Origin of the sequence: Roseomonas sp. CAU 1739, from assembly GCF_039839775.1 — a bacterium.
GTDB lineage: Bacteria > Pseudomonadota > Alphaproteobacteria > Acetobacterales > Acetobacteraceae > Neoroseomonas.
The window spans coordinates 242,919-267,658 of the sequence record NZ_JBDOQQ010000005.1; the positions used below are offsets into that span (position 1 = coordinate 242,919).

General features: G+C 70.4%; 22 protein-coding genes. 8 read left to right on the top strand and 14 right to left on the bottom strand.

All coding sequences use genetic code 11. The annotated features are described in order from the left end of the window. Positions 1–17 precede the first annotated feature (17 nt). Positions 18–1,136, top strand: a complete 1,119-nt coding sequence (locus AAFN86_RS11340) for a redoxin domain-containing protein (RefSeq protein ID WP_347543424.1) — start codon at positions 18–20, stop codon at positions 1,134–1,136. Positions 1,137–1,311: 175 nt separating this feature from the next. Next, positions 1,312–1,779, top strand: a complete 468-nt coding sequence (locus tag AAFN86_RS11345) for an SgcJ/EcaC family oxidoreductase (protein WP_347543425.1) — start codon at positions 1,312–1,314, stop codon at positions 1,777–1,779. A gap of 379 nt (positions 1,780–2,158) precedes the next feature. Here AAFN86_RS11345 and AAFN86_RS11350 read toward each other — a convergent pair whose 3' ends face one another. Continuing rightward, positions 2,159–2,734 (bottom strand): HNH endonuclease, encoded by a 576-nt coding sequence (locus tag AAFN86_RS11350; RefSeq protein WP_347543426.1) that lies wholly within the window; start codon positions 2,732–2,734, stop codon positions 2,159–2,161. A 150-nt stretch (positions 2,735–2,884) separates the two neighbouring features. Further along, positions 2,885–3,544, bottom strand: coding sequence for a prolyl oligopeptidase family serine peptidase (locus tag AAFN86_RS11355; protein ID WP_347543427.1), 660 nt, complete (start codon positions 3,542–3,544; stop codon positions 2,885–2,887). Between the two features lie 51 nt (positions 3,545–3,595). Here AAFN86_RS11355 and gluQRS point away from each other — a divergent pair, with 51 nt between their 5' ends. Beyond that, positions 3,596–4,444: a tRNA glutamyl-Q(34) synthetase GluQRS gene (gene gluQRS, locus AAFN86_RS11360; protein ID WP_347543428.1), complete on the top strand. Its 849-nt coding sequence runs from the start codon at positions 3,596–3,598 to the stop codon at positions 4,442–4,444. A 141-nt stretch (positions 4,445–4,585) separates the two neighbouring features. Beyond that, positions 4,586–5,551: a tripartite tricarboxylate transporter substrate binding protein gene (locus AAFN86_RS11365; RefSeq protein ID WP_347543429.1), complete on the top strand. Its 966-nt coding sequence runs from the start codon at positions 4,586–4,588 to the stop codon at positions 5,549–5,551. Between the two features lie 7 nt (positions 5,552–5,558). Here AAFN86_RS11365 and AAFN86_RS11370 read toward each other — a convergent pair whose 3' ends face one another. Both AAFN86_RS11370 and AAFN86_RS11375 read right to left on the bottom strand, forming a co-directional pair. Further along, entirely contained in the window at positions 5,559–6,020 is a 462-nt protein-coding gene (locus AAFN86_RS11370; RefSeq protein WP_347543430.1) for a GNAT family N-acetyltransferase, read from the bottom strand. Beyond that, on the bottom strand, positions 6,017–6,817 hold the full coding sequence (locus tag AAFN86_RS11375) for an enoyl-CoA hydratase-related protein (RefSeq protein ID WP_347543431.1): 801 nt from the start codon (positions 6,815–6,817) through the stop codon (positions 6,017–6,019). Before AAFN86_RS11375 ends, AAFN86_RS11370 begins: the two co-directional genes overlap by 4 nt. A gap of 584 nt (positions 6,818–7,401) precedes the next feature. Here AAFN86_RS11375 and AAFN86_RS11380 point away from each other — a divergent pair. Beyond that, on the top strand, positions 7,402–8,421 hold the full coding sequence (locus AAFN86_RS11380) for an NADP-dependent oxidoreductase (protein ID WP_347543432.1): 1,020 nt from the start codon (positions 7,402–7,404) through the stop codon (positions 8,419–8,421). A gap of 229 nt (positions 8,422–8,650) precedes the next feature. Next, a complete protein-coding gene (locus AAFN86_RS11385; RefSeq protein ID WP_347543433.1) occupies positions 8,651–10,591 on the top strand; it encodes an HWE histidine kinase domain-containing protein in 1,941 nt (646 codons plus the stop codon). A gap of 54 nt (positions 10,592–10,645) precedes the next feature. Here AAFN86_RS11385 and AAFN86_RS11390 read toward each other — a convergent pair whose 3' ends face one another. Beyond that, positions 10,646–11,710, bottom strand: a complete 1,065-nt coding sequence (locus AAFN86_RS11390) for an LLM class flavin-dependent oxidoreductase (RefSeq protein ID WP_347543434.1) — start codon at positions 11,708–11,710, stop codon at positions 10,646–10,648. Between the two features lie 119 nt (positions 11,711–11,829). Here AAFN86_RS11390 and AAFN86_RS11395 point away from each other — a divergent pair, with 119 nt between their 5' ends. Continuing rightward, the gene (locus AAFN86_RS11395; protein ID WP_347543435.1) at positions 11,830–12,783 is read left to right on the top strand and encodes a tripartite tricarboxylate transporter substrate binding protein; all 954 of its coding nucleotides are present in this window, start codon (positions 11,830–11,832) and stop codon (positions 12,781–12,783) included. A 50-nt stretch (positions 12,784–12,833) separates the two neighbouring features. On the opposite strand, the gene AAFN86_RS11400 is transcribed toward AAFN86_RS11395, so the two are convergent. The 5 genes from AAFN86_RS11400 to AAFN86_RS11420 all read right to left on the bottom strand — a co-directional run bounded on the left by AAFN86_RS11400 (position 12,834) and on the right by AAFN86_RS11420 (position 19,151). After that, a complete protein-coding gene (locus tag AAFN86_RS11400; RefSeq protein WP_347543436.1) occupies positions 12,834–13,124 on the bottom strand; it encodes a DUF1330 domain-containing protein in 291 nt (96 codons plus the stop codon). A gap of 223 nt (positions 13,125–13,347) precedes the next feature. After that, a complete protein-coding gene (locus AAFN86_RS11405; RefSeq protein WP_347543437.1) occupies positions 13,348–14,781 on the bottom strand; it encodes a DUF2252 domain-containing protein in 1,434 nt (477 codons plus the stop codon). A 218-nt stretch (positions 14,782–14,999) separates the two neighbouring features. Continuing rightward, positions 15,000–16,406, bottom strand: coding sequence for a BNR-4 repeat-containing protein (locus tag AAFN86_RS11410; protein ID WP_347543438.1), 1,407 nt, complete (start codon positions 16,404–16,406; stop codon positions 15,000–15,002). 218 nt (positions 16,407–16,624) lie between these two features. Beyond that, entirely contained in the window at positions 16,625–17,398 is a 774-nt protein-coding gene (locus tag AAFN86_RS11415; RefSeq protein WP_347543439.1) for a short-chain dehydrogenase/reductase, read from the bottom strand. A gap of 214 nt (positions 17,399–17,612) precedes the next feature. Continuing rightward, complete coding sequence (locus AAFN86_RS11420; protein WP_347543440.1) at positions 17,613–19,151, bottom strand: acetolactate synthase large subunit; 1,539 nt, start codon at positions 19,149–19,151, stop codon at positions 17,613–17,615. Positions 19,152–19,335: 184 nt separating this feature from the next. On the opposite strand from AAFN86_RS11420, the gene AAFN86_RS11425 reads away from it, so the two are divergent. Continuing rightward, positions 19,336–19,767 (top strand): hypothetical protein, encoded by a 432-nt coding sequence (locus tag AAFN86_RS11425; protein ID WP_347543441.1) that lies wholly within the window; start codon positions 19,336–19,338, stop codon positions 19,765–19,767. A gap of 92 nt (positions 19,768–19,859) precedes the next feature. Here AAFN86_RS11425 and AAFN86_RS11430 read toward each other — a convergent pair whose 3' ends face one another. The 4 genes from AAFN86_RS11430 to AAFN86_RS11445 all read right to left on the bottom strand — a co-directional run bounded on the left by AAFN86_RS11430 (position 19,860) and on the right by AAFN86_RS11445 (position 24,372). Next, positions 19,860–20,345 (bottom strand): RNA pyrophosphohydrolase, encoded by a 486-nt coding sequence (locus AAFN86_RS11430; protein ID WP_347543442.1) that lies wholly within the window; start codon positions 20,343–20,345, stop codon positions 19,860–19,862. Continuing rightward, entirely contained in the window at positions 20,342–21,586 is a 1,245-nt protein-coding gene (locus tag AAFN86_RS11435) for a divergent polysaccharide deacetylase family protein (protein ID WP_347543443.1), read from the bottom strand. The genes AAFN86_RS11430 and AAFN86_RS11435 overlap by 4 nt, the downstream gene beginning before the upstream one ends. A gap of 8 nt (positions 21,587–21,594) precedes the next feature. Next, the gene (locus AAFN86_RS11440) at positions 21,595–22,980 is read right to left on the bottom strand and encodes a S41 family peptidase (RefSeq protein ID WP_347543444.1); all 1,386 of its coding nucleotides are present in this window, start codon (positions 22,978–22,980) and stop codon (positions 21,595–21,597) included. Between the two features lie 180 nt (positions 22,981–23,160). Continuing rightward, a complete protein-coding gene (locus AAFN86_RS11445; RefSeq protein ID WP_347543445.1) occupies positions 23,161–24,372 on the bottom strand; it encodes a peptidoglycan DD-metalloendopeptidase family protein in 1,212 nt (403 codons plus the stop codon). Positions 24,373–24,740: the final 368 nt, after the last annotated feature.

Consider the following 24,740-nt stretch of genomic DNA (forward strand, 5'->3'; position numbering starts at 1 on the left):
CGCGTTACTGTTCCGACATGAAGCTTCAGCCCGGCGATCCGGCCCCGTGGTTCAACCTGCCATCCACCGACAACCCCAGCTATGCCTTCCATTCGGTGGCCGGGCGCTACGTCCTGCTGGCCTTCATCGGTTCCGCCGCGCGGCCCGAGGCGCAGGCGGCGCTGGCTGCCATCGCCGCCCGCCGCGCGCTGTTCGACGATGACAATGCCTGCGTCTTCGGCATCAGCGTCGACCCCCTGGACCGCGACGAGAAGCGCCTGCAACCGTCCTTGCCGGGCATCCGGTTCCTCTTCGACCTCGATGGCAAGGTCTGCCGGGATTATGGCGTGGTCCGAAAGGTCCAGGCGGCAGCGGATGGGGATGAGGTCTTCACCCCGTCCTGGCTGTTGCTCGACCCCATGCTCCGCGTCATCGAGGCGCGGCCGATCGGCCAGGCCGAGGCGATCCTCGACCGCCTGGCCGCCATGCCTCCCGCTGGGCAACATGGCGGCACCGACATCCCGCCCCCGGTCCTGGTGCTGCCACGGGTGTTCGATCCCACGCTCTGCCGCGCGCTGATCGCCCATTACGACGAACAGGGCGGCGCGCCCTCGGGCTTCATGCGCGAGGTCGACGGCAAGACCGTCGGCGTCTTCGACCCGGCGCTGAAGCGCCGCCAGGACTGCGCCATCGCCGATGAGCGACTGCGCGCCGCGGCGCGCGAGAGCATCCTGCGGCGTATCGTGCCGGAGCTGGTGAAGGCCCACCATTTCCGCGCCACCCGGATGGAGCGCTACATCGTCGCCTGTTACGATTCGGCCGAGTTGGGCCATTTCGGCGCGCATCGCGACAATACCACGGCCGGCACGGCGCATCGCCGCTTCGCCGTGACCATCAACCTGAACGCCGAGGATTTCGAGGGCGGCGAGCTGCGCTTCCCCGAATACGGCCAGCGGTCATGGCGTGCGCCGACGGGGGGCGCGGTGGTGTTCTCCTGCTCCCTGCTGCACCAGGCGCTGCCGGTGACTGCCGGGCGGCGATACGCCTTCCTGCCGTTCCTGTACGACGACGCGGCGGCGCGCATCCGCGAGGCGAACAATGCGAAGTTGGGTGAGGGGGTAGGTGCGTACCAGGCGGCGCCTGCACGGGCCGGGTAGGGCGTCTGCTGGGCGCCGCAAGGCGACGGTGGTGTCGACCCCCAGGCGGAGACGCGATGCGCGGTGACCAGGGACACGGCACCCATCGGATCGATCCATATTGGCATTGACTGCGCGGCCTGCGCTGCCCGAAATCCTTGGCGCCACTCCCGCATCCGGACGAAGGAGCCCCGCCATGTTCAGGCCCACGCTGGCCGCCCTTGCCCTGGTCGGGGCTTCGATCCCTGTGCACAGCCACGCCGCGGGTCCGCCGAGCGACGCCACCTCGGTGCCCGCGGCCTGGGTTGAGGCCTATGATACCAACCAGGGCGCCTCGGCGGCGGCGATGTACACGCCGGATGCGACGCTGTGGGGCAGCGTCAGCCGCGAGCGCACCATCGGCACGGCGGCCATCAGCGACTATTTCGGCCGCACCCGACCTGGCGTGGCGAGCAACACCGTGACACTCGGCGACTACACGCTGCGGGAGATTGCGCCAGGCGTCGCTGTCGCTTCCGGGGTCTACACCTTCCACCGGCGGCTGAACGACGGCAGCGGGTCCTCTGACCCGTCCCGGTTCAGCATGACCTTCGTTCGGGGCACTGACGGCCGCTGGCGAATCGCGGACCACCATTCGTCGCGACTGCCGGCAGCGGCGCGGTGAGAGCGTCCTCAAGGTTCCGCCACCAGAGCGCGCGCCATTCGTACAGGCTCACGGAACCCGCTCCCGCCTTTTATTTCAGCGGGGATCCTCACCCGAACAGGTGAGCCCACCTGACCTCGATCCGCTCCAACGCTGCCATCGGATGCTTGCCGCGGGAAGATCCGGGCCGAAATCCGGAGCGGCACGCGATGGTCGCCAAGAGCCCAATGAGCAGACCTTCTGTCCGCGAAGGCGTGCGCCAATGTGCCGGGCGATCCGCGCCTGCGCGCCGCTCATGACAATTGGAATTCAACCGACAACCACACTGGCGCCGGAATGCCAAATGGCCCTTGTTCGTGTTGGGTTGGTTCGGAGGGACGACGCGCCTCGAATTCCCGGCCTAACCCTCCAACTCGCTGTCCCAATACAGATAATCTCGCCACGACTGATGCAGGTAGTTCGGCGGGAAGCCGCGCCCATTGTCCTGCAACTCCCACGATGTCGGCTGCCGCGGTTCCTGGCGCGGGATCATCCGGATCTCACGCGGCAGATGGCTGCCCTTGCGCAGGTTGCATGGGCCGCAGGCGGTGACGACGTTCTCCCAACTCGTGCGCCCGCCGCGTGATCGTGGAATCACATGGTCGAAGGTCAGGTCCTGTGTCGGCTGACCTTGGCCGCAATACTGGCATTCGAAGCGGTCGCGCAGGAACACGTTGAAGCGTGTGAAGGCTGGCCGCCGTGCGGCGGGGATGAATTCCTTGAGCGCGATGACCGAGGGCAGCCGGAAGGCGAGGGAGGGCGAGTGCACCTCCACCTCATATTCGTTCAGCACCGAGACGCGGTCGAGGAACACCGCCTTCACCGCATCCTGCCAGGACCAGATGGAGAGCGGAAAATAGGAAAGCGGGCGAAAATCCGCGTTCAGCACGAGCGCTGGATAGGACTGTCCACTGGAGAATTGACCGCCGTCAGGCAAGCGTCGCTCCTTCCAACGGAGCGCCATCAACACCTTGGGGCCAGACCGGCGGAAAGGCCCCAGATAATGTGGCGCCGCCGCGTATCGGACGCATGCATGACATGCGCCGCAGGGGGCTGCAACCCTCCTGCGGCAGGTTTCAATGCGCTGTCATTTTCCGCCCAGGAGGCCGCGCAACACCTCGGCCCCGGCGGCCAGCCCGACCTCGTCGAGCCCGTGGCCGAGGCCCGGGCGGTACAGCGCGCGCACCGGCACGCCGGCCTGGCGCAGCGCCGCCTCCGCCATGCGGGAGGCAGCGACGGGGACGACCTCATCCGCCTCCCCATGCACCAGCAGCACGGCGGGGCTGGCCGCGAGCCGCTCCGCGAGCCTGTCGGCCCCGATCATGCCGCCGGAATAGGCAAGGATGCAGGCCGCCTCCGGCAGCGCGCCGCACAGCCCGGTCTCGAGCACCGTCATCGCACCCTGGCTGAACCCCATCAGCGCGACGCGGTCGGAGGCCAGACCCAGCCGCCCCGCCTCCACCGCCACAAAGCGGCCGAGCGCCGAGGCCGCCCCCGCCACCCCGGCTTCGAGCTGCGTCGCGGAGCGATCCCACAGCGCGAACCATTGCCGGCCATAGGGGACACCATCGCAGGGTTCGGGTGCATGCGGGGCGACGAACAGCGCGCCCGGCAGCACCTCCGCCCACACCGCGGCGAGGTCGATCAGGTCGTTGCCATCGGCGCCGAAGCCATGCACCAGCACGACCAGCGCATCGGGCGGGCCCCCATTCGCGGGACCGAAGCGTGGCCCATCCTGCACGTCCATGCGCGATCCCCCTTGCCGATGCCTGCCGCTGCCCGCTACCGGCTGTGACGCATGGGCGCAACCGCCATCGTCACCCGCTTCGCACCGAGCCCGACCGGGCATCTGCATCTCGGCCACGTCCATTCGGCGGCCTTCGCATGGCGTCATGCCCGCGACGCCGGCGGCCGCTTCCTGCTGCGCATCGAGGATATCGACCCGACGCGCTGCCGGCCCGAATTCACCGATGCGATCCTCGAGGATCTCGCCTGGCTCGGCCTCGACTGGGATGGCCCGGTGCGGGTGCAATCGGCGCATCTGCCGGAGTACCGCGAGACGCTCGACGCGCTGTCCACGCGCCGGCTGCTCTATCCGTGCTTCTGCACCCGCGCCGACATCGCGCGGGAGATCGCGGCAAGTGCGGCGGCGCCGCATGGCCCGGATGGGCCGCTCTATCCCGGCACCTGCCGGCGGCTCTCGGCCGATGAACGCGCGTCGCGCATCGCGGGCGGCGAACCGCATGCGCTGCGCCTCGACATGGCCGCGGCACTGGCAACGCTGTCCGCGCCACTGAGTTTCGAGGAAGCCGGCGAGGGCCGCCTGCGCTGCGACCCCGCCCGCTTCGGCGATGCGGTGCTGGCGCGCAAGGATGTCGCCGCCTCCTACCACCTCTGCGTCACCCATGACGATGCGCTGCAGGGCGTCACGGTGGTGACGCGCGGGGTGGACCTGAAGCCGGCAACCGACCTGCATCGCCTGCTGCAATCACTGATGGGATGGCCGGAACCGCGCTACGCGCATCATCCACTGCTGACCGATGCGACCGGCCGACGGCTTGCCAAGCGCGACCGCGCGGCGACGGTGCGCGACATGCGCGCAGAGGGCGCCACCGCGGCGGAGGTGCTGCGCCGCGCCGGGGCGTGACCCGTCGGCAGGGCCGCCTGGTCATCACAGATGCCTTCGGCATCTGGTTGTATCGGGCGGGGCGGGGCCGTTTCCGCTTGAGCGGAAAACGCTCTAGCCTTGCGCCGAGCCCCCCGGGAAGCGGGCAGGAGGAAATTACCAATGCTGACAAGACGCCTGATCGGCGCGACGACATTCGGCCTGCTGGCCCGCCCCGCGCTGGCGCAATGGCAGCCGACGCGGCCCATCCGAATCCTGGTGGGCTTCGCCCCGGGCGGCGGCACCGACATCACGACGCGCACCATCTCGGGACGCATGCAGGCCATCCTCGGCCAGTCCATCGTGGTGGAGAACCGCCCCGGCGGCGGCGGCAACCTCGCCAGCGAGGCTCTGGTCAATTCGCCATCGGACGGCACGGTGATCATGATGGGCACCATCGCCTCGCTGGTGATGAACCCGTTGATGCAGCGCCTGTCCTTCGACGTTCTGACCGACATGACGACGATCGGCCGGTCGGTCGACGTCACCAACTTCTTCGTCGTGCCGGTCGATCGGCCCTGGCGCAACATCTTGGAGTTCATCGCCGCGGCGAAGGCGCAGCCGGAGACGCTGGCCTATGGCTCCTCGGGCGTCGGCAGCGCGGGCCATGTCGGCGGGGCGCTGCTCGACACGATGGCGGGGATCAAGACCATCCACGTGCCCTATCGCGGCGGCGGGCAGCTGATCACCGACATCGTGTCCGGCAAGGTCGATTATTCGATCGCCACGGCGGCGACCGTGCTGCCGCATATCGAGGCCGGCCGCCTGCGCGCCCTGGCCGTGCCCACGGCCCGGCGCAGCCCGCTGCTGCCCGATGTTCCCACCATCGCCGAGGCCGGCAACCTGCCGGGCTACGAGGTCGCCAACTGGTACGGCATGATGGGCCCGCGCAACCTGCCGCGCCCGATCGTGGACCGGGTGAACGCGGCGCTGGTGGAAAGCCTGCGCGACGCCGATGTCGTGTCGAACCTGAGCAAGCACGGGCTTGAGCCGGCGCCGAGCACGCCGGAGGAATTCACCGCCATGATCCGCAGCGAGATGGCCAAGTGGCGCCCTGTGATCGAGGCGACGGGGGCGAACGCGAACTGAATGTGCGTCACCCGCGCCGGAGCCGCTTTTCCAGGAAGCGGCTGATCGGCGTCGCGGTATAGGGCGCGAAGGCATCGCGCAAGGTGAAGCCCGCGCGGCGGTACATCGCGAAGGCGGCGTCGTTACGGATGCCGACTTCGAGCAGCAGCGTGGCGATGCCGCGCTGCTCGGCCAATGCTTCGGCGGCGTGCAGCAGAGCATCCCCCACGCCCTGCCGGCGGAAGCGGTCATCGACGATCATGCGCTTGATCTCGGCGGTTTCGTCGCCGCGGTCGAATAGCGCGCAGCATCCGGCCGCGTCACCGGCAAGGCGGGCGACCAGCAGGCTGATGCCGGGCGCGTCCAGCGACGCCGGGTCGATGGGCCGGCGGAATTCACCCGGATACAGCGCGGCGGCCACTGCGTCCGACTGCCGCAACAGCGCCGCGACCGCATCCTGCAGCGGTGTCTCGACCGCGACGACGATCACCGCCCCTTGAAGACCGGCTTGCGCTTCTCGTTGAAGGACGCGATGCCCTCGTGCCGGTCCTCGGTGCCGACCAGCTGGTTGTAGCACTCGACCTCGAAGCGCAGCGCGCTGCGCAGGTCCATCTGCAGCCCGAAATGCATCGACCGCTTGGCCTGGCGCACCGAGACCGGCGCGTTGCGCGCGATGGTGCGCGCAGTCTCCATCACCGCCTCCGTCAGCGCCTCCCGCGTGTCGAGCACGCGGTTCAGGATGCCCCAGTCGCAGGCATCCTGCGCGGTGAAGGGCCGGCCGGTCAGGATGATCTCCTTGGCGCGGCGTTCGCCCACGATGCGCGGCAGCGTCTGCGTTCCGCCGGCACCAGGCATGATGCCGATGGTCACTTCCGTCAGCGCGAAGCGCGCGCCGGCGACGCCGTAGGCGAAGTCCGAGGCGAGGACCATTTCCAACCCGCCGGCATAGGCATGGCCCGACACCGCCGCGACGATCGGGATCGAGCAGTCGAGCTGCGCCCAATAGGCACGCTCGAAGATCTCATGCTGGTGGCGCCACTGCGCATCGGTCATGCCGAGCCGTTCCTTGAGGTCGCCGCCGCCGCAGAAGGCCTTCTCGCCGGCAGCGGTGAACACCACGCAGCGCGTGTCGCCCGGTTCGGCCGTCAGGTGCATCCACATCGCATGCAGGTCGCGGCCCATCTGCGTGTTCAGCGCGTTCGACACATGCGGCCGATTCAGCCGCACGACCAGCACATGCGGTTCGGGCGCTTCAAGCTGAAGGGTCTCGTACTGGGGCAGGTCCATGGGCGGCGATCCTCCGGATTCGGTTGCCGGCAGACTGCGCCGGCAACGCGCCGATGTCAGCGCCCCCGCGGCCACGCACTGTCGGCGATGGGATAGCGCCGTGAGGCGCAAGAACCGGAGAGGGCTTTGCCCCCTCCGGACCTCCCCCACCAATTGCTTAAGGCCTTTGGAAACCTCGACTTGGTACTCGTCAGGCACGTTCGGCGGGACGTGCAGGACTATGTCGGGCACACCAATGATTCTGGGCATGGATCCTGGCTGCGGCGCCCCCGCACCAGGTGATGGTTTCCAAAGGCCCACTGGCCTTTGGTGGGGTGGTCTGGAGGGGTGAAACCCCTCCATCCTTTGTCCTCATGCAGCGCCAATGGCGTCACGCCTACCCGCCGCCACGGCATTGGGGATGGCCTGCCCGGTCGTCCGGGTTCCAGGAATTTTCCCATTTCACCGCGGCGTGCCGCGGCCCTGATCGCCGGGGGCATGCGGATGATCCCGATCACCAGCGCGACAGTTCCCCTCGCCGGGTGGTTCGCTCTGTAGGCGCCCCCGCCGCCGCATGGCATCCTCCAGCCCAACCGGAGGACCCCATGCCCGAGACCAACCTGCAGATCCTGCTCCGCCGCCGCCCTACCGGCGCGCCGGTGCCCGAGGATTTCGAGATTGTCGAGACGCCGATTCCCGAACCCGGTGAGGGCGAGGTGCTGGTGCGCGCCCGCTACCTGTCGCTCGACCCCTACATGCGCGGGCGGATGTCCGACGCGAAATCCTATTCGAAGCCGGTCGATATCGGCGCGGTGATGGAAGGCCAGACGGCGGGCGAGGTCGTCGCCTCCCGCGCGCCGGGCTTCGCGCCGGGGGATATCGTGCTCGGTGGCTATGGCTGGCAGCGCTTCTCGGCGGTGTCGCCGGCGCGGCTGTTCAAGGTGCCGGAGGCCGACCCGCCGCTGTCCGCCAGCCTTGGCGTGCTCGGCATGCCGGGCCTGACCGCCTGGTGCGGGCTCGAGGATATTGGCCAGCCCAAGGCCGGGGAGACGGTGGTCGTCTCCGCCGCTTCCGGTGCGGTCGGCCAGGTGGTTGGCCAGATCGCCAAGATCCGCGGCTGCAAGGTCGTGGGTATCGCCGGCGGGGCGAAGAAATGCGACTTCGTGGTCAAGGAACTCGGCTTCGACGCCTGCCTCGACCACCACGGAGACCTTGAGGCACAACTTGATGCCGCGGCCCCCGAGGGCATCGACGTCTATTGGGAGAATGTCGGTGGCAAGGTGCAGGCCGCCGTCTTCCCACGCTTCCGCGATTTCGGCCGCATGGTGATGTGCGGCATGGTCGCCCAGTATAACGAAGCCCCTGGCGCCGATGCGTCGGGCGCGCCGCCCGGCCCCAATCTGGGGCCGGTGGTGCGCAAGCGGCTGCGCATCCAGGGTTTCATCGTGTCCGATACCGGCTGGACACGCTACCCGACCTTCCGCGCCGAGATGGAGGGCTGGATCCGGTCGGGCCGGCTGCGGTGGCGGGAAGATGTGGTGGAAGGCTTGCGTCAGGCCCCGCAAGCCTTCATCGGACTGCTGAAGGGCGCCAATTTCGGCAAGCTCGTGGTGCGCGTCGACTGACGCGCCGCATGACCTGCCCGTGTTGGATTGCATATCGGTAATTCGCCTTGCACCGCAACGATCCAGCCCGGATAGTCCTTCCTGAGCCTGTGCCGACGCGGGATCGCTGCCCGCCGGCACCCATGGATCGTGATGGGCGACGTTGCCTCCCGCGGTCGCGTCAGCAATGAGGGGCGCGATGGTAGCGGTGCCTCGAACGAGGCGGGGCGCCTGGCGATTGTGGCTGCCGATGATCGCGGCACTGCTGCCGGCGGCAATCCTTGGTACCGGCGCTTGGGGTGCCTGGCATCTGACATGGACCGAGACCGAGCGCGACCTGATTCGCGCCGCCGATGTCAATGCCGACTATGTGAGGCGAAACGTCGAGAGCCTTGCGAGGGTCGCGGCGCGGATCGCCGACGCCGTGGCGCGCGACCAACCCTCGGCCCCCATCCCCGGCATGCCGCCGGATCGCATTCGTGACTTGTTGCGGGAACAGCCGCTGGTGCGCGCCGTGCTCGTCGACCGATCCGACGGGCGGCCTTCATTGCATGTGGATACGCGCCTGCCACCCGGCGCGGCTGCCGAACCCGCGGATGGCGGCATCGCCCAGGCCTTGGCCGACGCGCCGCCGGGGCGTGTCGTCCTCGGGCGTGCCTATCGCGCCGGCGACGTGGTGCTGCTGGCGATGGGGCTGCGCAGCCAGCTCGGCGGGCCCGCCGTCGTCATCGTGCTGGATGCGACGGAAATCGGCGACGCGCTGTCGCGCCATACCGACAGCCCAACCGATTCCGTGGCGCTGATCCGCAGCGATGGGCAGATCCTGGCACGCCAGCCACCCTTCCTGGATCCCCCACCGGCGCTCGGCCCACAGCGCCCCCTGATGCAGATGATCGCCGCGGGACAGGACAGCGGCACCTTGATGGGTGCCACGCCACGGGACGAACATCCGGTTGCCGTCGCCTTTAGCCGCGTCCCGGGCTTTGCCGACCTGGTGATCGCCGTTGGCCGCCGCAACGACGAGATCGAAGAACGCTGGCGCCAGGTCATGGTGCCGCTCATGCTGGTCGGCCTGCCCGCCGTCTTCGCCCTGATGGGCCTCGCCCTCGTCGTCCGGCGCCAACAGGATGCGCTGGAGGCCACGCTGGGCGGGCTGGAGCAGCGCGTCGCCGAACGCACCGATTCACTGCGGGAGGGCGAGGAGCGGCTACGCCTTGCGGTCGAGGCCGGGCAACTCGGCACCTGGGAAACCGAGTTGAACAGCGGCCTGTCCACGCGCTCGCCCCGCGCCACCGAGATCCTGGGCTTCCCGCCGGACAATGCGACCACGCCGGTCGATGACTGGGGCGCGCGCATCCATCCCGCCGATCGCGCCCGCGTCCTTGAACTGTGGGGAAGGGTGGTGGCGGGGCAGTCGACGGTCTATCGGGCGGAATACCGGTACCTGCGGGCCGAGGGCGTCTGGCGCTGGCTGGAAAGCAGCGGGACGGTGGTGCGGCGGGACCCGGCGACCGGCCGCCCGCTGCGCCTCGCCGGGACCATCCAGGACATCACCGAACGCCACGATGCCGAGGAACGGCGCGACCTGCTGACGCAGGAGGTCAACCACCGGGCCCGCAACACCCTGGCCATCGTGCAGGCGATCCTGCGCCTGACGCAGGCCGGCACCCCGGCGGAATTCGCCAGGCTGGTCGAAGGGCGCATCGCGGCGCTGGCGCGCGCCCAGTCGCTGCTCGCGGCCGAGCGCTGGACCGGCGTGCCACTTGCCACGCTGATCGCGGACGAAATCGCGCCCTTCGGCGGCATTGCCCCGGGCGCGCCGCCAGGCGGCGGTCGTTTCAGGCTGGACGGCCCGGCCTTCCGCATCCGCGCCGACGCCGTGCAGGCACTCGGCATGGTGTTCCACGAATTGGCGACCAATGCGGCGAAGTACGGCGCGCTGTCGGTCCCGGACGGCACGGTGTCCGTCGCCTGGGCGATGGATGAGGAGGACGCGCTGCTGCGCATGCGCTGGAGCGAGACGGGCGGCCCTCCACCGGGATTCCCCACCCGGCGCGGGGTCGGGTCCCGGGTCATCGAAGCGACGGTGACAGGACAGCTCGGCGGCCGGGTCGAGCGGCGCTGGCCCGAGGAAGGGCTGATCTGCGACATCGCGGTGCCGCTGGGGCGGGTGCGGGCGGGGCCTGGGTGACGGCAGCGCCTTGCCGGCGAGGCACAGCAGGCTCCGCCGACCGGCGCGGCCGGACTACTCCGCCGCGGCCGCCACGGTGGTGGCGAAGCGCGGCGCCACCTCCTCCATGAACAACCGGATCGACGCGGCCGCGACATCGGCCGGCATCGGGCCGAGCCGGAAGGAACAGATCACCCCGCCGACGCCGGTTGCCTCGATCTCGGCCATCTTCGCCGCGACCGTCGCCGGGGACCCGACGATCAGCCCGGTATCGATGCCGACGCGCGCCGGCGGCACCACCTCGCGCTTCATGATGATGCCCTGCTCGGCATAGATCTTCTCGCGCAGCGTCTTGCGGTGCTCCTGCATCGCCTCGAAGGCGGGGATGCCGATGCGGCGCGCTTCCTCATCGGTCGGCGCGACCACCACGTTGCGCCACACCCAGGATTGGTCGAGGCAATCCGCTATATGCGCGGCGTCGAAGCCGGCCCCGGCCATCGTCTCGCGATACATTGCCAGCCGCTTCGCCGTGGTCTCGTTCGACTGCACGTTCATCAGGAAGGGCACGCCGCGGCGCGCGAGATGCAGCGCGCCATCCTCGGACGACGCCGCGCGGATCATGTAGGGATGTGGCTGGGTGAACGGCGTCGGGCGCAGCCGGGGCACCTTCAGCGTCCAGTGCTTGCCCTCATGCGTGAAGCCATCCGGGCTGGTCCAGGCCTTGAGCATGATGCCCTCGGCTTCCTCATAGCGCTCGCCGGCTTCCTCATGCGGGATGCCGTAGCCCTGGTATTCGTAGACGTTGTAGGCCGTGCCGCGGCCCAGCCCGACGATCACGCGCCCCTTGCCGATATTGTCGAGCAGCGACATCTGCTCGGCGAGGCGCATCGGATGGTGCAGCGACACCTGCGCCACCGCGAAGCCGACCTTGATGCGCTTCGTCGCGGTCAGCACCGCGGCGGCGAAGGTGACCGGATCGACATAGGCGCAGTTGCCGTCGAAATGGTGCTCGGCGAGCCACAGCACCTCGACGCCGAGTTCGTCGCACAGCTTCGCCTCGGCGATGCAGTCGGCGATGACGTCGGCATCGCGATCGGGGTCGCGGCTCTCGGGGAAGAGGAAATTGCTGAAGCGCAGCATCCGGACTTCTCCGCTGTGGATTGTGGAAGCCTAGCGGAACCGCACGATCGCGCAACCTTCGCACTTGCACATGACCGGCATGCGATGCAGCCTCGCCGCAACATTGCCGGGAGAGACTGATGGTGACGACGCGTCGCATCCTCCTTGCCGGCGGGCTGGCCATGCCCGCGCTTGCCGCCCGCGCGCAGGACCGACCGGTGCAGATCTATGTCGGCTTCGCCGCGGGCGGGAACATCGACCTCGCCGCGCGCATGGCGGCGCCGTTCCTCGAAAGGCACCTTGGCGGCGGGACGCAGATCATCGTCGTCAACAAGCCCGGCGCGGGTGGGATGCTGATGCTCAACGAGGTCGCGGCCGCCGCGCCGGATGGCCGGCATGTCGCGCTGGTGTCCTTCCCCGCGATGGTCACCGCGCTGTACGACAACACGCCGCGCTATCGCGTCGAAAGCTTCGCCTATGCCGGGCTGCTGACGGATGAGCCCTACACCGTCTTCGTCGGCACCGACACGCCGTACCGGTCCCTGCGCGACCTGGTCGAGGCGGCGCGCGCGGCCCCCGAGACCATCACCATCGCCGGCGCCGGCGTGGGCGGCGCGCCGCATCTGGCGATGATGGCGATCGAGCGCGCGGCTGGCGTGAAATTCACCTGGGTGCCGACGCAGGGCGCGGGGCAGGCGATGCAACTGGTCCAGGGCGGCCATGTGGCGGGGTCGATCTCCACCGTCAGCCTGACGGTGCGCGCGCATATCCAGGGCACGCTGCGTGTCGTCGCCATCATGGAGCGCGAACGCTGGGACAAGGCGCCGGACCTGCCGACCGGCGTCGAGCAGGGCGTCGATGTCGCCGCTGGTTCGGCCCGCGGCTTCGCCGTGCCGGCGGCCACACCGCCGGCGATCACCCAGCGCTGGGAGGAAGCGATCCGCAGGACCGCGAACGACCCGGACTTCCGCGCGCTGGCCGAACGCGACTACGTGATCGTGCGCCACATGGACCGCGCCGCCATGACGCACTTCGTCGAGGACCAGGTGCGCGCCTATGGGGAGATCTGGCGGGTCAGCCCCTGGCGGCGATGACGGGCGCGGGCCGCCCGCCGCCGCGGCAAGGCCGGTGTGTCGCCGCCGGCTCAGGCAGGGCCGTCGACGATGACCAGGCTGCCGGTGGAACTGCCTTGGCGCAGCCCGATCACCGCCTGGTAGGCGGGCGAGGCATACCAGCCCTCGGCCGCCGCGCGCGACGGGAAGGCGATGATCACGGTCCGCGCATGCGGCCATTCGCCTTCGAGCACCGTCAGCGCGCCGCCGCGCACCACGAACTCGCCGCCGAAGGCGGCTAGCGTCGGCATCACCTGCTGGCGGTAGCTGTCGAACATCGGCTGGTCGTGGATGGTTTCGACCGCGATCACATAGGCCTTCATGGCCTCCCCTCCTTGGACCGGCGGCCAGAGCAATTCGGCCCCAACGTGAAACCGCTCTCTCACCGTTCGAGCAAGTATCTTAACCCGCCCGGATCATCCCGCCTCGGATGGGATCGGCTTCAGGGCAATTTGCGTCAGACTGTGTTGCCGCAAATTGCTCCAACCTTCTGTTGGACCGAGCATCTTCACGCGCCGGACCGAATACAGCCAAGCGCGATCTGCTCTAGGCGTCCGTCGTGACCGTCACGCTGCCCTTGCGCACGGCGGCCTTCAGCGCCGCGTGGTCGCGCTCGGCCTGGTCGGCATAGGCGATGGCGAAATCGCCCATTGCCTCGTCGAACTGGTCGCCGCTGCCCAGGTAGCCGGCAATGCCCGCGACCTCCGCACTGCGGGCGTGCGCGCGGGCAAGCGACCAGCCGCACAGCCTGGCGTAGATCGCCATGATCTCCTCGTCGAATGTCTCGACCAGCGGCTTGATCTTCGCGTCGCGCAGTTGTCGCAGGTAGAATTCGCGCCCGTTCGGCGCCGTCACCCAACCGAGGAACAAATCCGAGGCCGGCTGCATCAGCCGCTGGCCCATCACCACGCGCTGGCCATGATGGTCGTAGGCGCCGGTACCCGCGAAGGGCTCAAGCACCGAGGCTGTGGCTTCCTTCACCTGCAGGAACAGCGGGTCGTTGGTGGCGGACATCATCAGCACGATCCAGCAGCGCCGCCCGACGCTGCCGACGCCCACGACCTTGATCGCCGCATCCACCACCCGGTAGCGATCGAGCAGCACGCGCCGGTCATCGGACAGCGTGGTCCGATACGCCGCGAACACCTGGTTGAGCGTCTCGTCGAATTCGGTGGTGCGGGCGGCGTCCGGGTGGAAGATCAGCGGCGGTGCGTCGCGGATGGTGGTGCGCCCGCCGACCACGCCGGCAAGGCGCGGGAAATCGAACTCCGAGCCATTGCCCGCCATCGCTTTCTCGACCCTTGCGCGCAACCGGGCCGCCACCGCCGACGGGACTGTCGCGGCGACATCCTCGGCGGTGATCCGGGCGTACCAGACATCGAGCGGCTGCATGCGCGCGAAATCCCGCAGGCGCTTGCGGTAGCTGCGTGCCGCCTCGACGGCCGCGTCGCGTCCGTCCTTGTCCGCATGCCCGTTGGCGCGCGATGCCAGCACCATCGAGGCAACCAGCCGCTTCACATCCCATTCCCAGGGTGCGGGCAGCGTCTCGTCGAAATCGTTGATGTCGAACAGCACGTTGCGCTCTGGCGAGGCGAAGCCGCCGAAATTCATCAGGTGACAATCGCCGCAGGCCTGCACGCGCAAGCCCGTATTCGGTGTCTTCGCGAGGTCGCTGGCCATCACCGCCGCCGAGCCGCGGTAGAAGGCGAAGGGCGATTGCAGCATGCGCCCGTAGCGGATCGGCACCAGTTCCGGCAGCCGGTCGGCGTCGGATTGCTGCAGCAGGGCGATCGGGTCCGGCCTGTCGGCAGGCCGCTTCCAGACCGCATGCGATGCGCGGGGGATGGTGTTCCGCAAGGCCTTGCCGGCCTCGGACAACTCGCCGATCGAATGGGTGTGGGTGTCCGTCGCCCTGGGCGCCGCCGGCGCCGCGCCCTCCTTCGCCTTCGGCACCAGCTGGATCTTGGCAACCTTCTTCATGGCGTTCGCTCCACGGCCGGGGGGGAATCCGCGTCGGGTCGGTGCCGCCGGCATCGCGCATGTATGCGCCCGACGATGCGCCGGCGCCTTGACCCGGATCAAGCACGATCCCGGTGCATGGGTCCGGGGGCGGTTACCCCCGAAGGTGGCACCGCCCCAGCCAGGCTTGAACAAGCATCGTCATGCGTCCGGAGGATTCCGCCCGGACCGGACCGGCCTCAGCCCGGCGGCCCGCCGGGCAGCGTCAGGCCCAGGACGCGCGTCGCGAAGCGGGTGTAGCTGCGATACTCCCCCGCCATCCACAGCAGGCAGCCGGAAGCGCCCGAGAGGCGCCGGCTGAACACTGGCCGCAGATGGTCCTCCCGCGTTGGCGCGCTCAGCGGGCGGAACGCCGCGCGGCGCGCGGCGAAATCAATGGTGCCGAGCTGGATGCCGAAGCGCGCCCCGGCCGCGTCGCCGCCGATTGGCGTACCCGTCAGCGGGTCGCGGCTGGTGGCGATGGCGCAGCGCGCGGGGTCGTCGGGGTCGAGCGCGATCAGGCCGCTGTAGTCGTCCTCCCCCGCATACAGGCACGGCCCGGCATGGGCGATCTCGAAGGTATCCCAGGTTGCGCCGTCGAAATGCGCGATCCGGTAGCGCAGATCCTCCCCGCCCAGGCCGGTCCGCGCCCGATGTGCCGCGCCCGAGACCTGCACGGAAAAGGCGATGCTGATCCGTCCATCCGGAAAGGCGGCGATGTCGGACACCCAGGGCACGCGGTCGGCCGCGCCCTCGAAGACGCGGGTCAGCGCGGTGAAGGTCAGTTCCGGCGCGGCGCTGCCGCCGGACGGCGCGCCGACCGCCCGGCCATGCGAATCATGGACCTGACCAGCCTCGAGATAGCCATGATGGATCGTGTTGTCGTAGGCGCGCGGGTGGTCCTCGACCGCGGCGAAGTGGATGCGCGCGCCCTGCTGCGCATAGACGAGGTAGGGCCGCCCGCCCGGCAGCCCGGTCGCGCGCGGGTCCCGCGGGTCCGGCCGTGGCGCGTGCAGCAGGCGGCCGCCATGGATGAAGTTCGTGCCCCCGTCGAGGGAGGCCAGCAGGTTCGGGCCCCAGCCGATGCCGCGATGGAAGTTCAGCACCACGTCGTCGCCCGGCAGCTGGAACAGGTTGCTGTAGCTGACGCGGGCCAGCGCATCGGTCCGCAACACGGGTGAGCGCGGTTCCAGCCGGTCGTCGAAGATGCGGTGGAAGATGTCGCCTCCCGACCCATGCCCCTGCCAGGCCGCGAGCAGCCGCCCATCGGCCAGCCGGCACAGCGCCGGCACGTTGTGGTCGTCGGGCGGGCGGATGATGTCGAGCGTCACCGTGCGGGCCGTCGCATGGGCGTGGTCGAAGCGCGTCAGGCGCAGCGCGCCGGCCTGTTCGCCGCGTTCCTCCACCCCGGCGACGCTGCCGAAATAGGTCACGCCATCGATGGTCAGCGCCCTTTCGCGGTGGAACCAGCACCAGGCCGCATTGGCCTGCATCAGGACTGGCGCCGCAGGCCGTCGAGGCGGCAGGGCCGGCGATTGTTCCGCCGGCTGTCCAGGGCGCAGCGCCGCGGCGATGCGCGCGCGCAGCATGGCGAACGAGGCGCGCATTGCCGGCGATGCGCTAGATCGGACCGCGCCCGGATGGCATCATCCGGGCGCGTGACGACGGCCGCCAGGCCATGGTGCAGGCATGCCGCGTGAACGCAGGGGAACGCGGCCGGCGCGCATGACCGTCCCGATCCGGTGGAACCACAGGACCGGGCGCGGTTGCGTACCGGACCATGGGTCCGGCGCGAATGGCGCGCACCGCGGCGACGCCGGCTGCGCTATGCGCGGAACATCCCGCCGCCATCCACGTCCACCACCGTTCCGTTGACATACTGCCCGCGCGGGGAGGCGAGGAAGACCGCGAGATCTGCGATCTCGGCGCTTTCGATCGGCCGGCCGAAGGGCAGGTTGGTCAGCGTCTCGGCCCAGCGTTCCTCGTCACCGAATTTCAGCTTCGCGTTGACCTTCGCCTGGGTCAGCATGCGATCGGTCTTGGTCACCGCCGGGTTGATGCCGACGACCTTCACGCCGGAGGCCTGCACCGCCGCCCCGATCGCCGATGTGAAGGCGATCAGCGCCGCATTGCCGGCCCCGCCGGCGATGTATCCTGCCCGCGGCGCGCGGCCGGCCATGCCGATGATGTTGACGATGGCGCCGGCATTGCGGGCCTCCATCGCCGGCAGGAAAAGCTGGCACAGGTGGATGTAGCCGAACACCTTGAGATCCCAGGCCTGCTTCCACCGCGCGATGGTGATGTCCTGCAGCCGCCCGGAGGGGATCGCACCGGCGTTGTTCACCAGGATGTCGATGTCGGGGAAGCCGGCGTGCAGGCGTTCGCGGTCGGCGTCGAGCGAAAGGTCTGCGGCGAAGGTCTCGACGCGCACCTGGCGGGTGGCGCGGACACGGTCGGCGGCGGTTGCAAGGCTCGTGGCGTCGCGCGATGCGAGGACGATGTCGCATCCCTCCGCCGCGAAGGCTTCGGCACAGGCGAGGCCGATGCCCTTCGAGCCGCCGGTCACCAGCACGCGCTTGCCGGCCAGTTGCATGTCCATGGTGCGTTCCCCCAATCGCGTTGCGCTGAGGGCATCATGGACCGGTGGGCGGGAAGGACCAGGGGGGCTGGAGCCGGACAGGGCCTTGCCCCCTCCGACCTCCCCCCACCAAGGGCCTTAAGCCTTCGGCGGAGTGGCTTGGAGGGGCGGCGCCCCCCCCAATGCTTCCGCCCCGCTGTCGCGCAACCGGGGCCGGCTGCGCCATCATCCGCCCTCAGATCACCAATTCGATCAGGAACGGCCCGGAGCGGCTGAAGGACTGCGCCATCAGGTCGCCCACCTGTTCGAGAGTGGTGGCGCGCGCGCCCTCCACCCCCATGCCGCTCGCGATCTTCACCCAATCCATGTCGGGGTTGCCGAGGTCGAGCATGTCCATCGCCGTGCGCCCCGGATTGGCGCCGACATTCTGATACTCGCCCAGCAGGATCTGGTACTTGCGATTGGACAGGATCACCGTCGTCACCGGCAGATTCTCGCGCGCCTGGGTCCACAGGGCCTGGACCGTGTACATTGCGGAACCATCGGCCTGCAGGTTGATCACCCGCCGCCCGCCGCCGCCGACCGCGGCACCCGTGGCCAGTGGCAAGCCGCAGCCGATCGCCCCGCCGGTGATGTGCAGCCAGTCATGCTTCGGCGCGCCGAAGGTCTCGCTGTAGAAACCGCGGCCGAAGGACACGCTTTCGTCGGCGATGATCGCCCCTTCAGGCATGACGGCCGCGACGGTGCGGGCCAAGCCTTCGGGGGTCGGCCCGCCGCGGCCGCGCTCGGGGCGCGTGCCGACATCGGGCATCGCCGCGGCGGGTGCGTTCAGCTCCTCGCACAGCGCGCGCAACGCCGCCTCGGGGTCCTGCTCGAAGCGCGTCAGCACATGGACCTCGGCGGTCTCGGGGTAGTGCTTCGAGGGCTTGCCCGGATAGGCGAAGAAGCCGACCGGCGCCTTGGCATTCACCAGGATCAGGTGCTCGACCCAGGACAGCGCCTTGATCGCGACATCGGCCGGATAGGGCACGCGTTCCAGCGGCAGACGCCCCTGGCCACGCTGGACACGGCCGTTCGAGCCTTCCGCCAGCAGCTTCGCGCCGCTCGCCTGGGAGGCGCGCCAGGCGAGCGCCTGCGCGCCTTCGCGCAGCGCCGTGCCGCCCAGCAGGATCAGCACGTTCTTCTTCTCGCGCAGGATGCGCGCGGCGTTGCGCACCGCCAGCGGGTCCGCCTGCTGCGCCACCGGAACGGGCAGCGGCGGGGCCACCACGCCGCCATCATCCCAGCAGGTGTCGGACGGCAGGATCATGGTCGCGATCTGGCCGGGGCTGGTGCGCGCGGCCTGCACCGCGGCCGCCGCATCGGCCCCGACATCCGTCGCCTTGGTCGAGGTCCGCATCCAATGCGACACGCTGCGCGCCAGGCCTTCGGTATCGGCCGTCAGTGGCGCATCGAAGATGCGGTGATAGGTCGCCTGGTCACCGACGCAGTTGACGATGCCCGACCGCGCCCGCCGCGCATTGTGCAGGTTCGCCAACCCGTTCGCGAGGCCCGGGCCGCAATGCAGCAGCGTGACCGCCGGCTTTTCCTGCATGCGCCAGTAGCCGTCGGCCATGCCGGTGACGACGTTCTCCTGCAGGCCGAGCACGCATTTCATGCCGGGAATGCGATCCAGCGCGGCGACGAAATGCATCTCGCTCGTGCCCGGGTTGGCGAAACAAACTTCCACACCGGCGCCCAGAAGTGTGTGGACCAGGCTCTCTGCACCGTTCACCGCGTCTCTCCCGCATCAAGGTGGGCGCACCCTGCGCGGGACGACGCGATCGGGCAAGGTGGGGCCGGCGCCTCCATTGCGGCATGGCCCGGCTTACCCGCATGATCCGCCGGAACGTCAACGGATCGACCGCCATGCAAGCCTTGTTGACCATCGCCGGCCGTCGCGTGTGGACGGACCGCCCATGACGGCCGTGCGCATCATCCCCGTGGGCTTCGTCGCCGGCGTGCTCGCCGTGCTGGTGTTCCACCAGGGCATGGTCGGGCTGCTCCACCTGCTGGGCGCGGTGCCCAACCCGCCCTTCCAACTGCGGCCGGTGCCGCCGCTCGGCGTGCCGCAACTCGTCTCGGCCTGCTTCTGGGGCGGATTGTGGGGGATCTTGACCGCGGCGATCGTCGCGGCGCGTCCGGGATGGTCACCGATCTGGGTGGGTCTGGCGATCGGCGCCGTGGCCTGCGTGCTGGTTGGCTTCGTGGTGGTGGCGGGCATCCGCGGGCAACCGCTGATGGGGGGCATGGACCCCAACCGCTGGTGGCGCAGCGTGGCGATCAACGGGGCGTTCGGGCTGGGCGTCGGGGTGGTGTTGTGGGGCGCGCGCCGGGCCGGGCGGATCTGAACGGTCCGGCGCCGGGGTCGTGCTGGAAGGGCGGGCGAACCGGAGAGGGCTTTGCCCCCTCCAGCCTTCAGCCAATGCGCCGAGGCCGGCCGCTACCCCGCGAAGCGCGCGAAATCCCGCGCCAGCCGCCCATAGATCTCCCGCTTGAAGGCCACCGCCATCGCCGGCAGTTCCGCAAGCCTTGCCCAGCGCCATGCGTCGAATTCCGGATGCGGATCCAGGTCGAGCCGGATGTCGGTCTCCTGCCCCGTGAAGCGCAGCGCAAACCATTTCTGCCGCTGCCCGCGGTACTTCCCGCCCAGTGCCCGGCCCAGCAATTCGGGCGGCAGGTCGTAGAACATCCAGTCCGGATGCTCGGCGAGGATGTCGGCACGGGCGGTGCCGATCTCCTCCTCCAACTCGCGGAACACGGCGATGGCGGGATCCTCGCCGGCATCCATGCCGCCCTGCGGCAATTGCCACCCGCCAGGCGCGCCCTCGGCATTCGGCAGGTCGGCGCGGCGCGCGACCAGCACCAGCCCGGCGGCGTTGAACAGCACGGCGCCGACATTGTCGCGATAGGGCAGGGGGCTCGTCATGGCGCGCTCGCGGGACGGACGGGGTTGGCGGTGCCATCGGCGGCCAGCGCCTCCGGCCGGCGGATCATGGCGGAGACCGGTGCCAACACCAGCCCCCGCGACTCCAGCCCGGGCGCCCAGGCGGCGATGCGTTCCACCAGCGCCGGCGTCGCGGCCCCGGCCAGGCCCAGGGCAGCGCCGCGCTCGCGTGCCAGCGCCTCCAGTTCCGCGAGGCGCCGGTCGATCTCCCCGCGCGTGCCAGCCGGGTCGTCGAGCAGGATATCGACGCTGCGACCCCAGGCATGCGTGGGTGGCGGCGCGCCGGGACGTGGGTCGACATACAACAGCCCGCGCAGCCGCAATGCATCCTGCACGGTCGCCATCGCATCCGGCATGGCTGCGAACCGTTCGCCGCGCATGCCGCCCAGCGCGCCGATCGCGCCGACATAGCCCTGGGCGCGCGACAGCACCCAGTCCAGCCGGTCCATGTTGTCGGGCATGGAACGCCCGGTCAGCAGCGCCTGGTCGCCAGGATTGTTGAGCGGGTACCCGGCCGGCTCCAGGGGCAGGGAGATCAGTGTCTCCATGCCACGTTCGCGGGCCCGCTCGGCCGCCTGGCCGGGGCGCGGGGCATAGGGGGACAAGGCGAGGGCGACAGCGGGCGGCAGGCGCCGGATCGCTTCCTCGGTATCGGTCGCCTTCAGCCCGATATCGGCGACGACGATGCCGACGCGCGGGCGCGTGTCGCGACGGTCGAATTCACGGCCATAGGCACGGATCGGCGAGCGTCCATCCGCCCCGGCGCGAGGCAGCATGCCGTGCCGGCCCTGTTCCAGCAGCGCCGCATCGGGGGCTGCGATCGGCCGCGCGACGGCGCGTGGCGCGGCGGCTGCGGCAAGGGGGGGCGGCTCCGGTGCCATGGGGGGCGCCACAGGGGCGCCCGGTGAGGCCGCGGGCCTCGCCGACGCCACGACGTCAGGCGCCGGGCTGGGTGCGGCGACGGGACGCGGCGGCTCGGCGGCGCCGGGCCGCGCCGACGTTTCGGCGCCGGGCTGGGGTCGTGCCGCGGCCGTGTGCGTCATCGTGGCCGGCGCATCATGCGCCGAGGCTGCGCGTGCCCCGGGCGCGGCCTCGATTGCCGGGGGCTCAGGCGGGCCGAGGTGGTCGAGCCACAGCGCCCCGCCGAGTCCCAGGCCGAGCGTAACCAGCCAGAACAGCCCGAGCGCCGGCCAGCCGGGCACGCGGATCGGCCGGCTGGTCACGGGCAGGGTCAGCGGGCGGCGCGGCGCTGCGGATTCGGCGCCGCGGCCATCCCGCGCAGCAACTGCACGGCCTGCTGCAACTGGTGGTCGGTCTCGGGCTTGGTGGGGTCGAAGGCGGCAGCGCCTTCGGCCGGCATGCGCTGCACCTGTTCGAGCAGCCCCGCCGGCAGGTTCAGCGGCGGCAGCGGCGGCGCGGCCTGCGGCTGAGCGCCGTTGTCGTTGCGCAGCGCGCGGCGCAGGTCGGCCTCCCGATCGCGCCGGGCGGCGACGGTCTGGGCGGCATCCTCGCGCGCCGACAGCACCTCGATATCCGGCTCGATGCCGGTGGCCTGGATCGACCGGCCCGACGGCGTGTAGTAACGCGCCGTGGTCAGCCGCATCGCGCCATTGCCGGGGATCGGCATGACGGTCTGCACGCTGCCCTTGCCGAAGGACTTCACGCCCATGACGATGGCGCGGCGATGGTCCTGCAGCGCGCCGGCGACGATCTCGGATGCGCTGGCCGAACCGGAATTGATCAGCACCACGACCGGCAGGTTCTGCGCGATGTCGCCCGAACGGGCATTCCAGCGCTGCGCATCCTCGGGCCGGCGGGCGCGGGTGGACACGATCTCCCCCTGGTCGAGGAAGTCGTCCGAGACCTGCACCGCCTGGTCGAGCAGCCCGCCCGGATTGTTGCGCAGGTCGAGCACGACGCCGCGCAGATTGTTGCCGGCCTGCTGGCGCAGCTGCTGCATGGCGCGGCGCAGCCCGGTCTCGGTCTGCTCGTTGAAGCTGGTCAGGCGGATATAGCCGATATCGTTGCCTTCCAGCCGGAAGCGGACGACCTGCGGGCGGATCACATCGCGGGTGATCGACAGCTCGACCGGCCGGTCGGACCCTTCGCGCCGGATGGTGATGCGGATGGTGCTGCCACGCTCGCCGCGCATCTGCTCGACCGCTTCCTGCAGCGACAGGCCCTGCACGGAATTGCCGTTGAGATGCGTGATCAGGTCACCCGGCTTGACCCCGGCGCGCGCCGCCGGCGTGTCGTCGATCGGGCTGATGACCTTGATGTAGCCGCCTTCCTGGGTGACCTCGATGCCGAGGCCGCCGAACTCGCCGCGCGTCTGCACCTGCATGTCGCGATACATGCGCGGGTTCATGTAGGAGGAATGCGGGTCGAGGCCGGAGAGCATGCCCTGGATGGCATTCTCGATGGCGTCGCGGTCGTTGACCGGCTCGACATATTCGGCGCGCACGCGCTCGAACACGTCGCCGAACAGGTTCAGCAGACGATAGGTTTCGGCCCGGCCGCCCGGATCCTGCGCCCAGGCGGCGACCATCGGGCCGACGACCGCGCCGGCCACGAAGGCCGCGCCCACTGCCGCGAAGGTCACGCTCCTGCGCCGCATCCGAATTCCTTCCTTCAGAGTCGCAGGCTGCCCTGCGGAGAGTCGTCAACCTGTAGCGCAACGCGACCCCGGGTGCAGCCCGAAACCGCTACGGATACAGTGCCGTTACCTGCCTTACCAATCCGCAACCCTGGCGCTTACCGATCGGCAAGCCGGGTCACGCCTGCGCGACGTAGCGGTTCACCCCGCCCCGCCGCGCGCCGCGGCCAGCCAGGGCCGTGGGTCCACCGCCTGGCCGTCACGGCGCAACTCCAAGTAGAGCCTGCCCCGGCCGCCTTCCCCATCGCCCACGACGCCCACCGGTTCCCCGGCCAGCAGCCGCGCCCCGGTCGTCGCATCAAGTCGCCCGAGCCCGGCGAGCACGACATGGTGTCCGCCCGCGCAGTCGACAATCAGCAGCAGGCCATAACTGCGGAATGGACCACTGAACACCACCCGCCCGGCACAGGGGCTGACCACCCGTGCACCCGATGGCGCCTGGATGGTCTCGCCGCGGGCAGGACCTCCCTCCCCCGAATCGCCAAAGCCGCGCAGTACCCGGCCGGCGACCGGCTGCACCCGCGCGGCCCCGCCGGCCGCGACCGTCGCGGCACGTTCGGGGGCAGGCGGGGCTTCCGGTGGCGGCCGTCCGGCTCGCCGCGCCGCGTTTTCCTCCCGCGCCCGCGCGGCCGCCTCGGCGCGCTGCCGGGCCGCCTCGGCCGCCGCCTCGCGCGCCCGCTCACGCTCGATCCGCGTCAACATCTCGGCCAGGTCCGAGGCGCGCGTCAGTGCCTCCTGCGCGCGGCGGCCGGCGTCGCGCTCGGCCTGGCGGGCCTCGGCCTCGCGCATCCGCGCCCCGGCAATCTCGGCATCCAGGGCGCGCGCGGAGGAGACGGCGTCCTCTTGCGCCGCGGCGACTAGGGCGGCTTCGGCCGCGGCGATGCGCGCGCGCCGCGACGCTTCCTCATCGGCCGCGCGCAGGGCATCCAGGTCATGACGAATCTGCCGCGCGATGCCCTGCAGCACCAGCACGCCGCGCAGCGCCTCCTCCGGCGGGACCGGCACAGCCAGCAGCGTCTCCGCCGGCCACAGCGACAGCCGCCGCATCGCCGGCATCATCGGCGCGAGTGCCGCCGCGCGCCGGGCGACCTCCTCCCGCGCGGCCACGGCTGCGAGGACGGCGCGGCGCTCGCGTTCTTGCGCTTCGTCGAGCACCGCCTCGGCGCGCTGGACCCGTTCAGCCATGGCGACGCGCTGGCGGGCCAGGCCGCGCTCGACCTCGGCCGCCTCCCGCGCCAAGCGGGCGGCGTCGGCGGCTGCGGCGCGCTCGGCCTCGGCGGCGCGGCGGGCGTCCTGCACCGCCTCACGCGAAGGCTGCGCCAGGGCGGCGACCGGGACGGCGAGCACGAGCATCAGCGTCAGACGGGAGAGGGCGGCGGGGACGGGCAGGGTGCTCCTCGGCAGGCGGTGCCGAGGAGGTAAGCGGCGGCGGCAGGTGGCGGCAACAAGGGATGTGGGATGATGGTCTTGCCGCATTCTGACAATCGCCGGGGTAGGCCGGGCCGGCGGGGAGATCGGAAGCGGCTTTGGGCGTCTCGGAATCTTGCCTCGCGACGGCCAAACGGGCCTTTGGCGTGTGGGTTTTCTGCACCGGATGGGCGGTCTGCCCCGGTTTCAGCAGTGGCAGGGTGGCTGGGCGAGCCGCCCTGGGCAATCGGCCATCCGGGCCGGGGCGACCGAGACGTGCTGCGCCGCTGTCTGCGGTCGTCGCTGGATGGGCA

Excerpts from the sequence above, each read along its gene's own strand:
- AAFN86_RS11365 (WP_347543429.1), top strand. The coding sequence starts at position 4,586 with ATGCTGACAAGACGCCTGATCGGCGCGACGACATTCGGCCTGCTGGCC.
- AAFN86_RS11445 (WP_347543445.1), bottom strand. The coding sequence starts at position 24,372 with ATGCTCGTGCTCGCCGTCCCGGTCGCCGCCCTGGCGCAGCCTTCGCGT.
- AAFN86_RS11425 (WP_347543441.1), top strand. The coding sequence starts at position 19,336 with ATGACGGCCGTGCGCATCATCCCCGTGGGCTTCGTCGCCGGCGTGCTC.
- AAFN86_RS11410 (WP_347543438.1), bottom strand. The coding sequence starts at position 16,406 with ATGCGCGCCTCGTTCGCCATGCTGCGCGCGCGCATCGCCGCGGCGCTG.
- AAFN86_RS11440 (WP_347543444.1), bottom strand. The coding sequence starts at position 22,980 with ATGCGGCGCAGGAGCGTGACCTTCGCGGCAGTGGGCGCGGCCTTCGTG.
- AAFN86_RS11415 (WP_347543439.1), bottom strand. The coding sequence starts at position 17,398 with ATGGACATGCAACTGGCCGGCAAGCGCGTGCTGGTGACCGGCGGCTCG.
- AAFN86_RS11400 (WP_347543436.1), bottom strand. The coding sequence starts at position 13,124 with ATGAAGGCCTATGTGATCGCGGTCGAAACCATCCACGACCAGCCGATG.
- AAFN86_RS11385 (WP_347543433.1), top strand. The coding sequence starts at position 8,651 with ATGATCGCGGCACTGCTGCCGGCGGCAATCCTTGGTACCGGCGCTTGG.
- gluQRS (WP_347543428.1), top strand. The coding sequence starts at position 3,596 with ATGGGCGCAACCGCCATCGTCACCCGCTTCGCACCGAGCCCGACCGGG.
- AAFN86_RS11355 (WP_347543427.1), bottom strand. The coding sequence starts at position 3,544 with ATGGACGTGCAGGATGGGCCACGCTTCGGTCCCGCGAATGGGGGCCCG.
- AAFN86_RS11375 (WP_347543431.1), bottom strand. The coding sequence starts at position 6,817 with ATGGACCTGCCCCAGTACGAGACCCTTCAGCTTGAAGCGCCCGAACCG.
- AAFN86_RS11380 (WP_347543432.1), top strand. The coding sequence starts at position 7,402 with ATGCCCGAGACCAACCTGCAGATCCTGCTCCGCCGCCGCCCTACCGGC.
- AAFN86_RS11405 (WP_347543437.1), bottom strand. The coding sequence starts at position 14,781 with ATGAAGAAGGTTGCCAAGATCCAGCTGGTGCCGAAGGCGAAGGAGGGC.
- AAFN86_RS11345 (WP_347543425.1), top strand. The coding sequence starts at position 1,312 with ATGTTCAGGCCCACGCTGGCCGCCCTTGCCCTGGTCGGGGCTTCGATC.
- AAFN86_RS11395 (WP_347543435.1), top strand. The coding sequence starts at position 11,830 with ATGGTGACGACGCGTCGCATCCTCCTTGCCGGCGGGCTGGCCATGCCC.
- AAFN86_RS11340 (WP_347543424.1), top strand. The coding sequence starts at position 18 with ATGAAGCTTCAGCCCGGCGATCCGGCCCCGTGGTTCAACCTGCCATCC.
- AAFN86_RS11390 (WP_347543434.1), bottom strand. The coding sequence starts at position 11,710 with ATGCTGCGCTTCAGCAATTTCCTCTTCCCCGAGAGCCGCGACCCCGAT.
- AAFN86_RS11430 (WP_347543442.1), bottom strand. The coding sequence starts at position 20,345 with ATGACGAGCCCCCTGCCCTATCGCGACAATGTCGGCGCCGTGCTGTTC.